General features: G+C 69.0%; 14 protein-coding genes and 1 pseudogene. 5 read left to right on the forward strand and 10 right to left on the reverse strand.

All coding sequences use genetic code 11. The features are described from left to right. The 7 genes and pseudogenes from AOK17_RS52245 to AOK17_RS17275 all read right to left on the reverse strand — a co-directional run. Positions 1–659: pseudogene (locus tag AOK17_RS52245) on the reverse strand (type VI secretion protein); the annotation flags it as partial. Positions 660–673: 14 nt separating this feature from the next. Continuing rightward, the gene (locus tag AOK17_RS17250; RefSeq protein WP_055613372.1) at positions 674–2098 is read right to left on the reverse strand and encodes an ATP-binding protein; all 1425 of its coding nucleotides are present in this window, start codon (positions 2096–2098) and stop codon (positions 674–676) included. Positions 2099–2110: 12 nt separating this feature from the next. After that, complete coding sequence (locus tag AOK17_RS17255; RefSeq protein WP_055613373.1) at positions 2111–3670, reverse strand: SCO6880 family protein; 1560 nt, start codon at positions 3668–3670, stop codon at positions 2111–2113. Beyond that, complete coding sequence (locus AOK17_RS17260) at positions 3667–4995, reverse strand: hypothetical protein (RefSeq protein WP_055613374.1); 1329 nt, start codon at positions 4993–4995, stop codon at positions 3667–3669. The genes AOK17_RS17255 and AOK17_RS17260 overlap by 4 nt, the downstream gene beginning before the upstream one ends. After that, on the reverse strand, positions 4985–5824 hold the full coding sequence (locus AOK17_RS17265; RefSeq protein ID WP_055613375.1) for a DUF8175 domain-containg protein: 840 nt from the start codon (positions 5822–5824) through the stop codon (positions 4985–4987). Before AOK17_RS17265 ends, AOK17_RS17260 begins: the two co-directional genes overlap by 11 nt. A gap of 192 nt (positions 5825–6016) precedes the next feature. Then, positions 6017–6325, reverse strand: a complete 309-nt coding sequence (locus AOK17_RS17270; RefSeq protein ID WP_055613376.1) for a hypothetical protein — start codon at positions 6323–6325, stop codon at positions 6017–6019. Positions 6326–6905: 580 nt separating this feature from the next. Continuing rightward, entirely contained in the window at positions 6906–8288 is a 1383-nt protein-coding gene (locus AOK17_RS17275; RefSeq protein ID WP_425424614.1) for a S53 family peptidase, read from the reverse strand. A 307-nt stretch (positions 8289–8595) separates the two neighbouring features. Between AOK17_RS17275 and AOK17_RS17280 the strand changes: the two genes are divergently transcribed. After that, positions 8596–8982 carry an ArsR/SmtB family transcription factor gene (locus tag AOK17_RS17280; RefSeq protein ID WP_055613377.1) on the forward strand — a complete coding sequence of 129 codons (387 nt, stop codon included), beginning with the start codon at positions 8596–8598 and terminating at the stop codon, positions 8980–8982. Further along, positions 8979–9641 carry an SRPBCC family protein gene (locus AOK17_RS17285; RefSeq protein ID WP_055613378.1) on the forward strand — a complete coding sequence of 221 codons (663 nt, stop codon included), beginning with the start codon at positions 8979–8981 and terminating at the stop codon, positions 9639–9641. Before AOK17_RS17280 ends, AOK17_RS17285 begins: the two co-directional genes overlap by 4 nt. A gap of 7 nt (positions 9642–9648) precedes the next feature. Here AOK17_RS17285 and AOK17_RS17290 read toward each other — a convergent pair whose 3' ends face one another. From AOK17_RS17290 to AOK17_RS17300, 3 genes are read right to left on the reverse strand one after another with little or no spacing between them, the layout of a single operon-like run. Further along, entirely contained in the window at positions 9649–9903 is a 255-nt protein-coding gene (locus AOK17_RS17290; protein WP_055613379.1) for a DUF397 domain-containing protein, read from the reverse strand. Next, positions 9896–10087 carry a DUF397 domain-containing protein gene (locus tag AOK17_RS17295; protein ID WP_055613380.1) on the reverse strand — a complete coding sequence of 64 codons (192 nt, stop codon included), beginning with the start codon at positions 10085–10087 and terminating at the stop codon, positions 9896–9898. The genes AOK17_RS17290 and AOK17_RS17295 overlap by 8 nt, the downstream gene beginning before the upstream one ends. 11 nt (positions 10088–10098) lie before the next feature. Beyond that, complete coding sequence (locus tag AOK17_RS17300; protein ID WP_055613381.1) at positions 10099–10944, reverse strand: helix-turn-helix domain-containing protein; 846 nt, start codon at positions 10942–10944, stop codon at positions 10099–10101. A 186-nt stretch (positions 10945–11130) separates the two neighbouring features. Between AOK17_RS17300 and AOK17_RS17305 the strand changes: the two genes are divergently transcribed. The 3 genes from AOK17_RS17305 to AOK17_RS17315 form a co-directional block, all read left to right on the forward strand. Then, positions 11131–11556 carry an ATP-binding protein gene (locus AOK17_RS17305; RefSeq protein WP_055613382.1) on the forward strand — a complete coding sequence of 142 codons (426 nt, stop codon included), beginning with the start codon at positions 11131–11133 and terminating at the stop codon, positions 11554–11556. A 207-nt stretch (positions 11557–11763) separates the two neighbouring features. Further along, the gene (locus tag AOK17_RS17310) at positions 11764–12369 is read left to right on the forward strand and encodes a Uma2 family endonuclease (RefSeq protein WP_055613383.1); all 606 of its coding nucleotides are present in this window, start codon (positions 11764–11766) and stop codon (positions 12367–12369) included. Positions 12370–12460: 91 nt separating this feature from the next. Beyond that, a partial coding sequence (locus AOK17_RS17315; RefSeq protein ID WP_055613384.1) for a trypsin-like serine peptidase occupies positions 12461–13079 on the forward strand: 619 nt, incomplete at its 3' end.

Here is a 13079-nt window from a genome sequence, read left to right on the forward strand (position 1 = left end):
CCACCCGCCCGTTCACCGTCGGTTGTCACGGGAACCGATTCCAGCGGCGGCTCCGCCGCCCGGACCGGCGCCGCCGCAGCGTGCTCCACCGCCGGCTGCGGCGCCGTGGCGTGCTCGACCGGCGGGTGTCCCGGATGGTGTACCGCCGCGGGGTGTTCCACCCCCGGGCGCTCCGGCCGCTCCGGCCGCTCGACCTCCGGCCGTTCCGCCCCCCGGCTCCGAGGAACCTCGCGAGGCCCGTCCTTGGACAGAAGGTCCGGCTCCGCCGCAGCAGCCAGCGCCAGCGCCCTGCGTCTCGCCCTCCCCGCCCGCCACCTCGCCGCCGTCCCCATGACGAACACCGTCAGGACCAGGAGGACCATCAGCTGGCCGATGAACAGGCCCCAGAAGAGGCCGTACCCGGAGAGTTGGGTCTCCGGGGTTTCCGGCCAGGCGGCCGCGATGTCGTGGGGGGCCTCGACGAGTTGGCGCATGGCCAGGGGCGTACGGCGGAAGGTGACCTCGGCGGGCCAGGAGCCGTGGGTGAAGAGGCCGGCCAGGCCGGTCGCAGTCCACACCATGACGGTCATGCCGAGGACGAAGGCCAGGACACCGACCAGCAGTCCGTCGGGGATGCCGCCTTCGCCGCCGCGGTGGCGGTCTCGGTCGTCCGGTCTCATCTCGGGCCGCTCCTCTACGCCACCGTGGACTCGGACGAGTCGTCGAGGTCGCTCAGGTGTTGCTCCATGAACGCCGCCGCGCGTTCCTCCGCCTCCAGTTCGGCGGCCCGCAGGGCGTCGTCCGTCAGGTGGTCGGCCGACGACTGTGTCATGGCGCGGTCGGTGAAGACGAGGGGGCGTTCGGTCTCGGTGATCAGGTGTTTGACCACTTGGACGTTGCCGTTGACGTCCCAGACCGCGATGCCGGGCGTCAGGGTGGGGATGATCTCCACAGCCCACCTGGGCAGGCCGAGGACCCGTCCCGTCGACCTCGCCTCATCCGCCTTCTGGGCGTAGATCGTCCGGGTGGACGCCATCTTGAGGATCGCGGAGGCCTCCTTCGCCGCCGCTCCGTCGACCACGTCGCTCAAGTGGTGGACCACCGCCACGAACGACAGACCCAGGCGGCGTCCGAACTTCAGCAGGCGCTGGAAGAGCTGGGCCACGAACGGGCTGTTGATGATGTGCCAGGCCTCCTCGACCAGGAAGATGCGCTTCCTCCGGTCGGGGCGGATCCAGGTGTGCTCCAGCCACACGCCGACGATCGCCATGAGGATCGGCATGGCAATGGAGTTGCGGTCGATGTGGGACAGGTCGAAGACGATGAGCGGCGCGTCGAGGTCGATGCCGACGGTCGTCGGGCCGTCGAACATGCCGCGCAGGTCACCGTCGACGAGGCGGTCGATGACGAGGGCGACGTCCAGGCCCCAGGCCCGTACGTCGTCTATGGCGACGTTCATCGCCTCCGCCGACTCCGGTTCGGGGTGGCGGAGTTGCTCGACGATGTCCGTCAGTACGGGCTGGCGCTCGACGATCGTCTCGTTGACGTAGGCGTGCGCGACCTTGAGCGCGAAGCCGGAGCGCTCGTCCAGGCCGTGGCCCATCGCGACCTCGATGATCGTCCGGAGCAGGGCGAGCTGGCCGGTCGTGGTGATCGCGGGGTCGAGCGGGTTGAGCCGGATTCCCATGTCCAGGGCGGCGGTCGGGTCGAGCCGGATGGGGGTTATACCCAGCTCGCGGGCGATGAGGTTCCACTCGCCGTCGCCGTCCTCGCCCTGTGCGTCGAGCACGACGACCTGGCGGTCCTTGAACCTCAGCTGCCGCAGGACGTACGTCTTCTCCAGGGCCGACTTGCCGTTGCCGGACTCGCCGAGGACCAGCCAGTGCGGGGCCGGAAGCTGCTGTCCGTACAGCTGGAAGGGATCGTAGATGTAGCCCTTCCCGGAGTAGACCTCGCGGCCGATGATGACGCCGGAGTCGCCGAGGCCGGGGGCGGCGGTCGGCAGGTAGACGGCCTGGGCCTGGCCGGTGGAGGTGCGCACCGGTGGGCGGGTCGTCTCGACCTTGCCGAAGAGGAAGGACGTGAAGGCCTCGGTGAGGACGGACAGCGGATCCCGCATCAGTACTCAGCCCTACCTTCGGATGCCGGTGGCGAACGGGAGTGTGTTCACGAAGGCGCGGTGGTGCTCTCTGTCGCACCACTCCAGCTTCAGATACGACTTGCCGGCCGAGGCCCTTATGGTCCGCTTGTCGCGGGCGAGGGCTTCGGGGTTGCGGGACGAGACGGTGATGTATCCGACGATGTTGACGCCGGCCGCGCCGCTCGCGAGGTCCTCGCCGCGCTGGTCCATGCGGTTGTGCGAGGCGACGTCGCGCGGGTCGACGGTGCGGTTCATCTTGGCCTGGCGGCTGGCCTCGGCGTCGTCGTTCGTCTTCTCGGTCAGCATGCGCTCGATGGCGACCTCGGTGGGTTCGAGGTCCATCGTCACGGCGACCGTGCGGATCACGTCGGGGGTGTGGACGAGCAGCGGGGCGAGGAAGTTGACGCCCACCGGGGTCATCGGCCACTCCTTCACCCAGGCCGTGGAGTGGCACCAGGGGGCGCGGGTGGAGGACTCGCGGGTCTTGGCCTGGAGGTAGGTGGGCTCCATGGCGTCCAGCTCGGCCGGCCAGGCGTTGCGCTTGGTCATCGCCTGGATGTGGTCGATGGGGTGGTCCGGGTCGTACATCGAATGTACGAGGGAGGAGAGCCGGCCCTGTCCGAGCGGCTGGCGCACCCGGATGTCGGCCTCCTGGAGGCGTGAGCAGATGTCGGTGAGCTCGCGGGCCATGACGACGGCGAGTCCGGAGTCGCGGTCGAGCTTCTTGCCGCCCTGCGGGCGCGCGGCGCGGGCCATCGCGTGGCCCTCGGCGGCGAGTTCGCGGGAGTAGTGCATGCAGGCGACGAGGTAGGCGCGGTGCTGTTCGCTGCTCGTCGACACCATGGACTGGAGCTGGTCGTAGGACTGCTGGAGCCAGCCGGGGGCCTTCTCGTCGCCGCGTACGACGACGTCCTTGGCGTGGGCGTCCGGGTCGGCGGGGAGCGTACGGGCGAGCATCTGGAGGCGGGTGACGAAGCCGTCGCCGTTCGCGACGTGCTTGAGCAGGGTGCCGAAGCGGTCGACGAGGGTTTCCTGGTCCTCGCTGTCGCGGAGGCCGACGCCGGGGCCCTCGATCTCGATGGCCGCAGTGACGGTTTTCCGGTCGGCGTGCAGGAGGACGGCGATCTCGTCCGGGCCGAAGGGCGCGGCGAGCCAGGTGATCCGTCCGATGCCGGGCGGGGGGCCGACCTCGACCTCGCGGCCGTCGATGCGCGTGCCGGACTCCATGACCTTGCTGCGGTAGGCGGTGCCCTGGCGGAGGCTGCGCTTGTAACTGCGGTTGATCTCGAACCACTTGTAGAAGGTCCGCCGCTTGTACGGCACGTAGACCGCGGCCAGTGCCAGCATCGGGAAGCCCACGAGGGACACGATGCGCAGGGAGAGCACGGGGACGATCAGACCGGACATCATGCCGAGGAACGCGCCCACGATGATCAGCGCGATCTCGCCGGACTCGCGGTTCCGGCCGACGATCGCGTTCGGCCGGGCGCGGCCGATCAGATATGTCCGGCGGGGCGTGACCGGATGGGACACATGGGCCTCGGTCGTCAACGCCCTTCACCTCCCGTGCGGTTGTTGCTGCTGTTGCGTGTGTTTCCGGCGTGGGGGGTGTTCACCGGGCTGCTGCGGGGTGGGGGTGCGGCGGAGGGGACAGATCCGCCGCCGCCCCCGCCCGAGCCGCCGCGTGAGCTGTGGGCGGCGACGCCGCCGGAGACGGGGTTGGAGGGGCGGGCTCCGCCGCCTCCGCCTCCGCCGCCGTTGTTGTCGGCCCGGGCGCTGTGGGTCTTGATGCCCTGGGCGACGAGGGTGGCGGGCGAGCTGATGACGGCCGCGGCCTTGCCTTCGGCGCCCTGCATGATGCGGTTGTTGCGGGAGCCGGCGATCTCGTCGCCGAAGCCCGGTACGAAGCGGTAGATCATCGCGCTCGCGAAGATGGCGAGCAGGATGATGGCGAGGCCGGAGACGACGGCGGAGAACGCGTCGGGTCCGTCCTCGGCGGAGAGGGCTCCGGCCAGGCCCAGCACGATCACGATCACCGGTTTCACGAGGATGACGGCGATCATGATGCCTGCCCAGCGGCGGACGTGGCCCCAGAGGTTCTTGTCGACCAGGCCGGCGTAGACGACGGTGCCGAGGAGCGCGCCCACGTAGAGGAGGGCGGCGCGGATCACGAGCTCCAGCCACAGCACGCCGGCGGCGAGGATCGACACGAGCGACACGACGATCAGCATGATCGGGCCGCCGCCGATGTCGGTGCCCTTGTTCAGGGCGCCGGAGAAGTTGCCGAAGAACGTGTCCGTCTGGTTGCCGGTCGTCTTGGCGAGGACCTCGGCGATGCCGTCGGTCGCCGACACGACGGTGTAGAGGATGAGCGGGGTGAAGGCCGAGGCCAGCACCGTCAGCCAGAGGAAGCCGATCGCCTCGCCGATGGCCGTGCTGAGGGGGACGCCTCGTACGGCCCGCTTGGCGACCGCGAGCAGCCACAGGAGGAGGGTCAGGATCGTCGACGCGGCGAAGACGACCGCGTACTGCTGCAGGAACGTGGTGTTCGTGAAGTCGACGGTCGCCGTGTTCTGGACGGCGTCACTGAGCTTGTCGATGGTCCAGGAGGCGGCCTTCGCGCAGCCCTTGGCCAGGGAGGCGAGGGGGTCGAGAGCCGTTGCAGGGTCGTCGAGGGAGGGGCCGTTGCGGCTGGAGCCGCCGTCCCGTTCGCAGTAGTCCTTGGCGGGTCCGACGATCAGGTCGCAGTTGTCGTCGGACGGCGAAGGCGTCGGCGTCGGTGCGGCGGCGGCCCGTGTGGCGAGCAGCACGAGCGTGGTCTGTACGGCTGCGACGGCGGCGGTGACCTTTAGTACGCGGCGCGGGCTACCGGGCATACGTGAAGCCTCCGAACTCTTCGACGGCCTTCGAGATCTCGTCGGACGGCGAGACCGTGTTGTCGCCGTTCACCGGCGCCGGTCCATCCTTCTGGGAGAAGCTGTCGACCTTCCAGTCGCCGTCGGCCCACCGCAGTTGGAGCGTCATGGTGAACCAGTCGTTGCTGACCGGGTTCTTCGAGTCGTCCCCGGCCGTGCCGAAGACACCCGTGCACCAGACCTCGACGGTCGCCGCGTCGGCGGAGTGGTCGGTGACCTTGGTGCCGACCGGCATGGTGCGTGAGACGTAGGTCTGTCCTGAGGCCGCGTTGCCGTTCTCGTCCAGGCCGACGTTGCTCAGGAACTCCTTGGAGTACGCCTTGTCCAGCTTGGCCTGCAGCGCGGCCACCTTGTCGGCGACGAACACCTGCTGGACGATCTCGCTGCGCCTGGCGGGCTTGAGGATGTCGGCCGAAACCAGCACCACCGAGTAATTGGCGGCGGCGGACTCCGCCCCCTGCTGGTTGTGGGAGAACCCCGACGGGATGCCGCCCGCCTTCGTCTCCACCGGTTGGTCGCCGGTGGCCGCCGTCGGCGCCGATTTCGTCTTGTCGCCGCCCGACTCGTCCGAGCCGGAATCACCGCCACCACGGTTCGCGAAGGCGATGGCGGCGATCAGGAGCACCACGACTCCCACCACCGTGACGAGGCTGCGGGAGGACGAACGGCCGCCGCGTCGTGCGCCGCCGTAGACGTCACCGGCACTGTCGGGAAGCCGTGTGCGGGTCTGGCCGGTGCCCCCGTATCCGCCGTCGTCGCCGCGCGCTCCGTGCTCGTCGCCGAGACTCATGCCGCGTACGCCCCCTCAACCTCTTGCTGAACCGCGTAATACGACGGTAGCCGCGCTGGCTTCGGCGCGGGCGCGGTGTGGTGACTCGACATCAGGGAAACGCAACCTCAGCCGGTGGGCACGACGGACGGATGGGTAGAGGGAGACCGGGTGCGCCCGGCCGGGTCTGAGGACGCCGAGCCGGCGGGCCGCCTAGACGGCCATGCCGTACACGATGGTGAAGACAGTGCCGAGGGAACCGATGATGAAGACTCCGGTGAGACCCGCGACGATGAGGCCCTTGCCTTGTTCGGCACTGAAGGTGTCGCGGAGGGCCGTCGCGCCGATGCGTTGCTTCGCCGCGCCCCAGATCGCGATGCCGAGGCACAGCAGGATGGCGACCGCCATCACGACCTCGATCATTACCCGCGCCTCGTTGCCCAGGCTGCCGAAGGGGCCCCAGTCCGGGGCAATCCCGCCGATGATGGTGTTGATGTCGCCCTTTTCGGCTGCGAAAAGCATGTAAGTCACCGCCCCTTGTGGGTTGTTCTGCACCCCCTGCCACTCTGCGCAGAGGTCAGGGCCATTGTCGCCGACAATGACGCTGTCGCATGTCGACTTGGCGTCATTGATTGGCGGGTTTCGTACGGATCCCTTGTCACCGGCCCTCGCGGGGCCCTGACGGGAGCGGGGGTCGGTATACAGGGAGGCATATCGTCACTCTGTGTATCACGGCAGGTCACGCCGGGCAATGAAGTGGAACCGGAAGTCGAACCGGAACCTGAGGTGTGGTTCCGTCGTTAGCCCCTCTTATCCGGCTCACTCCGGGCGTCGACCCACTCCGCCCGCCCATCGAGCCCGACCCCGTCCCATGTGCGCCGGTCCGTCGTGCCGATGTTCTCCGGGTCGTACGTCTCCTGGTGAGTAGACGCCGCCCGTTTTGCGCTGGGGAGAGGCTATCTCGGTTGGGAGCGTGCGGATGTGGCGGGGTGTCACCCACAGGGCATGGCCATGGGCGCGGCTGCGGCATTGGTAATGGGCATGGCAAAGGGCCGCGGTGGGTGACCACCGCGGCCCTTCGTTCCTGCCGGTTGAGTGACCGTCAGCCGGTGAAGGCCGTAAGTCCCTCGGGTGTGCCCAGGCCCGTCGGGCCGTCGTAGCCCGAGGTGGCCGTGCAGAGGTAGCTCGTGGTGCAGGTGCCGTTGCTGCCGCTGGTCACGTCGTTGAGGGAGGACGTGCCGGCCGCCGCGTACGGGAACTTCGCCGGGTAGGAGCTGGTGGAGGGGGTGCCGGCGAGGGCGTACACGCCCGCGATGATCGGGGCCGAGGCGCTCGTACCGCCGAAGGTGTACCAGCCGGCCGTGACGCCGTAGGAGTCGTAGACCGAGACGCCTGTCGCCGGGTCGGCGACAGCTGAGACGTCCGAGATGGCTCGCTTGGTGCAGCCCGTGTCTGTCTGCCAGGTCGGCTTCGTGTCGTAGGAGGAGCAGCCCGAGCCGGTGCCCTCGGTGCTGCTGGTCGACCAGACCTTCTCGCTCCAGCCGCGGGAGGAGGAGTCGGAGGAGAGGGCGGTGCCGCCGACCGCGGTCACGTACTGGGAGGCCGCCGGGTACTCGGCGCCGTAGCCGCTGTCGCCCGCGCTGACCGTGATCGCGACGCCCGGGTGCTTGAAGTACGAGGTGTCGTAGGAGGAGTCGGAGGACGACTCGCCGCCGCCGTAGCTGTTGGACACGTACTTCGCGCCGAGTGTGACCGCCCTGTTCACGGCCGTGCCGAGGTCGGCCATGGAGGACGACTTGGCCTCGACCAGGAGGATGTTGCAGTTCGGGCAGGTCGCGCTGGCCATGTCCAGGTCGAGGGAGATCTCCTCCGCCCAGCCGCTGTCGGCGGTGGGGAGGGAGGTCGTCGACCCGGTCTGACTGACCTTCTTGAAGCAGCCGTTGGCCGTGGTGCAGGAGGAAAGGCCGTAGTACGAGCGGTACTTGGCGAGGTCCGCCGCGGCGTTCGGGTCGTCGTACGCGTCCACGATCGCGATGGTCTCGCCGGAGCCCCTGGAGGAGGCGGCGGACGTCAGACCGTACGCGTCCTGGAGGTCGCTCGGGCCGTAGCCGGAGGGGGTGGAGGCGTCCGCGGCCTTCGGCGTGACGCCGTCGGCCTTCGTCTCGGCCTTCTGGAAGGCGGTCGTGCCGCCGGTGACGCGCAGCGCCTTGCAGGCCATCCGGCCCTTCGCGGGCGTGGCGCAGGCCCGGGTCCATGTCACCTTGCCGGCCGAGGACTTGGCGGCGGCGAGGGCAGTGGCGGGGGCCGCGGCTGCCTGGCCGGTCGTGGCCAGTCCGGCGAGGACGAGTGCGGTGGCGGCGACCGCGGCGGATCCGATGCGGCTCCATCGGCCGCGTATGGAAAGCCTGTTGGACGGCCTGTTGGTGGATCTTCTGACGGATTTGGTGGGTCTGTCGGACGGGGTGTGGGGGGTCGTGGAACGCAACGGACAGCCTCCTGGGCGTGGTTGACCGGGGCGGTGCGGGTGCGGTGTCGCCGGTGCGGTGTCCCCGGCGGGGGCCTGGGTCGAAAGGATCAAGCGGCCCGCGGATGACCATCCCTTGTTGAGTACGTGACAACAAGGCGCGTCCCGGAATCCTGACTTCCGCCTTACCGAACCCGGCGCCCGCCTTACTGATCAATGGCTGTGCGATGGCAAGGGGCTGGCTGTGGCTTGACCCGACTCACAGGAATGACAAGCGGTGACTATATTTGCTTGCGCTTATATAAGTGAGCAGTGATACGTTGGTGCCGTGCACGCATTCGACGTACTCGGGGATCCCGTACGCCGCCGGATCCTTGAGCTGCTCGCCGACGGTGAGATGAGCTCCGGGGCCGTCTCGGAGGTCATCAGGGAGGAGTTCGGGATATCGCAGCCGGGCGTCTCGCAGCATCTGAAGGTGCTGCGGGAGAACGGCTTCGCCACGGTCCGGCCGGAGGGGACCCGGCGGCTCTACGCCGTCAACTCCGACCCGTTGCGCGACATCGACGCGTGGCTGGCCCGCTTCCGGCATTTCTGGACCCCCCACCTGGATGCCCTGGCCACCGAACTGGCCCGGGGCAAGCGCGAGCGCCGGCTCCGTGAGTCCGCTGACGGCCCCGGCGGCGACGAACCCGTACAGCAGAGGAGCACCCCATGATCGACGTCACCCACCAGATCAACGCCGTACGGCGCCAGGTCGGCAGCCGTGTCATCGAGGCCGGCGAGGGTCACGTGGTGACCTTGAGCCAGACGTACGACTCGACCGTCGAGGACCTCTGGGACGCCTGCACCAACCCCGAGCGCATCCCGCGCTGGTTCCTGCCCGTCACCGGTGACCTCCGCGTCGGCGGCAAGTACCAGCTGCAGGGCAACGCCAACGGCACCGTCGAGAGCTGCGACCCGCCGCGGGGCTTCACCGCGACCTGGGAGTTCGCCGGGGACGTCACCTGGATCGAGCTCCGGCTGATCCCCGAGGCGGACGGCGGTACGCGCTTCGAGCTGGACCACATCGCCCCCGACGACGACGAGAAGTGGGCCCAGTTCGGCCCCGGAGCCGTCGGCGTCGGCTGGGACATGGCCCTCATCGGCCTCACCCTGCACCTGTCCACCGGCGAGGCCGTGAACCCCGAGGAGGCCATGGCCTGGTTCGGCACCGAGGAGGGCCTCCGGTTCGTCACCCTGAGCAGCGAGGCCTGGTACGCGGCGAGTGTCTCCGACGGTGAGGCGGAGGGGGTTGCTCGGGCGGGGGCGGACCGTACGACGGCGGCGTACACCGGGGCCGATGTCGACGCCGAAGGCGATACCGAATCGGACTGACGTCGGTCTAGGGTGACCCGTCCTCCACACCCTCCACACCCTCCACGCCCTCCACGAAGTGGTCGAACTCGCCTGCCTGTACGCCGAGTACGAAGGCGTCCCACTTCTTCTGGGTGGTCGTGACGACGGTGTCCGGGTCGCTGGTCTCGCGGATGTAGACGAGGTCGTTGTCGCCGAAGGCGAGCTCGATCCAGGGGCCCGGGCCGGTCGCCTCCGGCGGGGCGGCGCGTTCCCAGGTGAGGTTCGTGGGGATGTCAGACATGGGCCGGGTTCTCTTTGAGTACGTGGATGAGGGCGGCGAAGGCCTGGGGGGTGGCCCCGAGTATGGAGTGGGCGGGGTCGCCGCTTTCGGTGAGATGGATGGTGCCGGTGGGGGCGGTGGCTATGTGTACGCACGAGTTGCCTTGGGCGCAGTAGGACGACTTCTGCCAGGTGGGCTCGGGCATCTTGGGTTTCCTCACAGGTCCTGGACGACTTTGTGGATGAAGTCCCGCGACTCCACGGGTGGGAGCGCGCTTGCCTCCATGCGATCCAGCAGTACGCGGTACTTGTCCAGCTGGGCCTCGGAGTCGAGGAACGCCGGGCCGTGGGACTGGTCGAGGTTCACGGTGTCGAGCTGCGGCACCGGACCGTCGGAGTAGTAGATGGACTGGCCCGACCCCGGGAACGTACCGGCGTCGAACGGGATCACGTGGAGGGTGACGTGGTCCCGCTCGCTCATGTCCAGCAGGTGTTGGAGCTGGGTGCGGGTCACGGATGCCCCGCCGAACTTCATGCGCAGGGCTGCCTCGTGGATGATCGCCCGGTGCGGGGTGGGGGAGTCCCGGTAGAGCACGGCTTGGCGCTTCACGCGGAAGGACACCCGGTGCTCGATGTCGGGCGGGGACATCTCCGGTACGTCCTGGCGGAAGATCTCGCGGGCGTAGTCCGTGGTCTGGAAGAGGCCCGGGATGTGCACTGTGACGGCCGTGCGCAGTCGTGTGGCGTGGTGCTCGACTTCGGCGAGGTCGAGCAGTACGGCGGGTAGGAGTTCCCGGTACTGCTCCCACCAGCCGCGTGCCCGTTCCGCGGCCATGCCGCTGAGCGCCTCGACGAGAGCCTTGTCCCCGCAGTCGTAGTGGCACGCCAGCGTGCGGACCCGCTCCGGGCTGACGCCGGCACGTCCGGCTTCCACATTGCTGATCTGGTTCTGCTGTACGCCGAGCAGTCGGCTGGCCTGCGTGGATGTGAGGCCTGCACGCTCCCGGAGTTTGCGCAGCTCGGTGCCCAGACGGAGTTGACGACCCGTCGGGTTGCTTCTCACGGGTTGCCCCGCCTCCCTCTTCACTCACACGAGTGGTTGATCAGTGCTTTCTTAGGAATCGTGTAAGTACTTAGATTTACGCCGCTACCTTATTGCCCAGGCGCCCCGCTCAGAAGTACCCCGCTCGACGGAGCGACCGCGGTCACTGAGCAACCGTCCAACTCCCCTCCGTGACCGGAGACTTCGATGGCCACCGTATCCCCGTCCTGGGCCTACACCCTTCAACTCCCGCACGATCCCCGAGCTCCGGGCATCGCCCGCGCGACCCTGCGAACCGTCCTCGCCGCTCACGACCTCGCCCGGCTCGCCCCCACGGCGGAGCTGCTCGCCGCCGAGCTGCTCACCAACGCCCATCTCCATACCAACGGCCCGTACGCCCTTCGCCTGCGCGCCGCCGAGTCCGGGCGGCTGTGGATCGGCGTGTGGGACTCCGACCCGACCGTCCCGCGGGGCTTCGACGCCCCCGGTGTCGTACCGCCGGACACCTCCGAGAGCGGGCGCGGGCTGCACCTCGTGCGGGCGTGTGCGGACACGTGGGGCGCCTACGCGCTGGGGGGAGACCGGGGCGGGAAGCTGCTGTGGGTCGACTGTCAGTGTGATGGCCTACGGTGATTGAACGTGATCGGAGAGTGAGGGAGGGGTGGCGTGACACAGCTTGAACAGCGACGCAAAGGGGCCGCGTGTGCACGTACGGGCAGTGAGGCCGAGGCAGCGCCGGAGACCGCACAGTACGGTGGGATCGATGCCGAGCGGGATGTCGGGCCTCCCATCGACCCCGCTCGCGCAGCCACCGAGGTGGAGGGATGGAGGCAGCGAGCAATGGCCGTATCGCCCTATCCGCGACCCCGCCCGGGGAATCTGCGCGAGATCGCCGAGAAGATCGAGAACGCGTCGGGTCTGCGGGTGCAGATCGTGGGAGGAAAGCTCGTGATGTCCCCGTCGCCGCGTGGGAAACACGCGGGTGTGGTGGTGCGACTGCGTCGGCAGCTGGAGGCGGTTCTGCCCGAAGGGCTGGGCGCGTACGAGATGTCCTCGATCGCGTTGCCGGAGGAGCCGGACGACTATGTGACGCCGGATCTGATCGTGCTGCCCATCGAGTGGGAGGAAGATGACGACTGGCTGGCCGCTCCTGAGGACGCGGTGCTGGCGATGGAGGTGATCTCCCAGTCCGAGAAGTCCAGGGAGATCAGGGACAAGGCTGACTGGTACGCGGTCGCCCGTGTTCCCGTCCTCCTCGTCGTCGACCCCCGCAAGGGCACCTGGGCCCTGCACACCCGCCCGGACAACGGCGCCTATCGGGACGTGCTGCCCGGCAAGTTCGGCGAATCCGTGCCGCTGCCTGCGCCGCTCGGCTTCGAGGTCGCCACTGACCGGTTCCCCCTGTACGGCGATTCGCCACGTGCCGGGCGACGTACCGGCGCGTAGGAGTCGGGGACCGTTTCGCTGACCCGGTTCATACGGGATTCTCAGGTGAGGCCAGGCGTTTCTCTCACCCCGCCCGGCAAGGCTTCCTCCGATGAAGCGCCCCATCTGTCTCCCTCTCCTCGTCGCCGTTGCGCTGCTGGCCACCGGGTCGGTTCCCGTGGCGGTGGCGCACGGGCGGGTGCGTACGCCCGAACCGCTCGGCGATACGACGACGGCTCCCGTGAGTGCCGAGAACGCGCGGGTGGGAGTGCTCGTCAGGGGTGGGGTGCACTACTGCACCGCCTCCGTCGTGCACAGCGAGAGGCGGGATCTCATCGTCACTGCCGCTCACTGTCTGACTGGGAGTGGGAGTGGGAGTGGGGGCATCGAGTTCGTGCCCGGGTATCGGGACGGGAAGGCGCCGTACGGGGAGTGGGCCGTGACGCGGACGTATGTCGGCGACGGGTGGAAGGGGCGGCAGGACGAGGACAGTGATGTGGCGTTCGCTCGTGTTGTCTCCCGGGGTGGGGAGGAGGTCGAGGACCTGGTCGGGGGTAATCGGCTGGTTGCCGGGCCGGGGCTGAGTTCGGTGGGGGAGGCCGTCACGGTTGTCGGGTATCCCAAGGCGCGGGAGGCGCCCGTGTGGTGCACGAACATCGCCACGGCGTACGGCGACAGTCAGCAGCGCATCGAGTGTCCGGGGTACAGCGGGGGCACGAGCGGGAGTCCGT

Source organism: Streptomyces phaeochromogenes (assembly GCF_001418655.1).
GTDB classification, from domain to species: domain Bacteria; phylum Actinomycetota; class Actinomycetes; order Streptomycetales; family Streptomycetaceae; genus Streptomyces; species Streptomyces phaeochromogenes.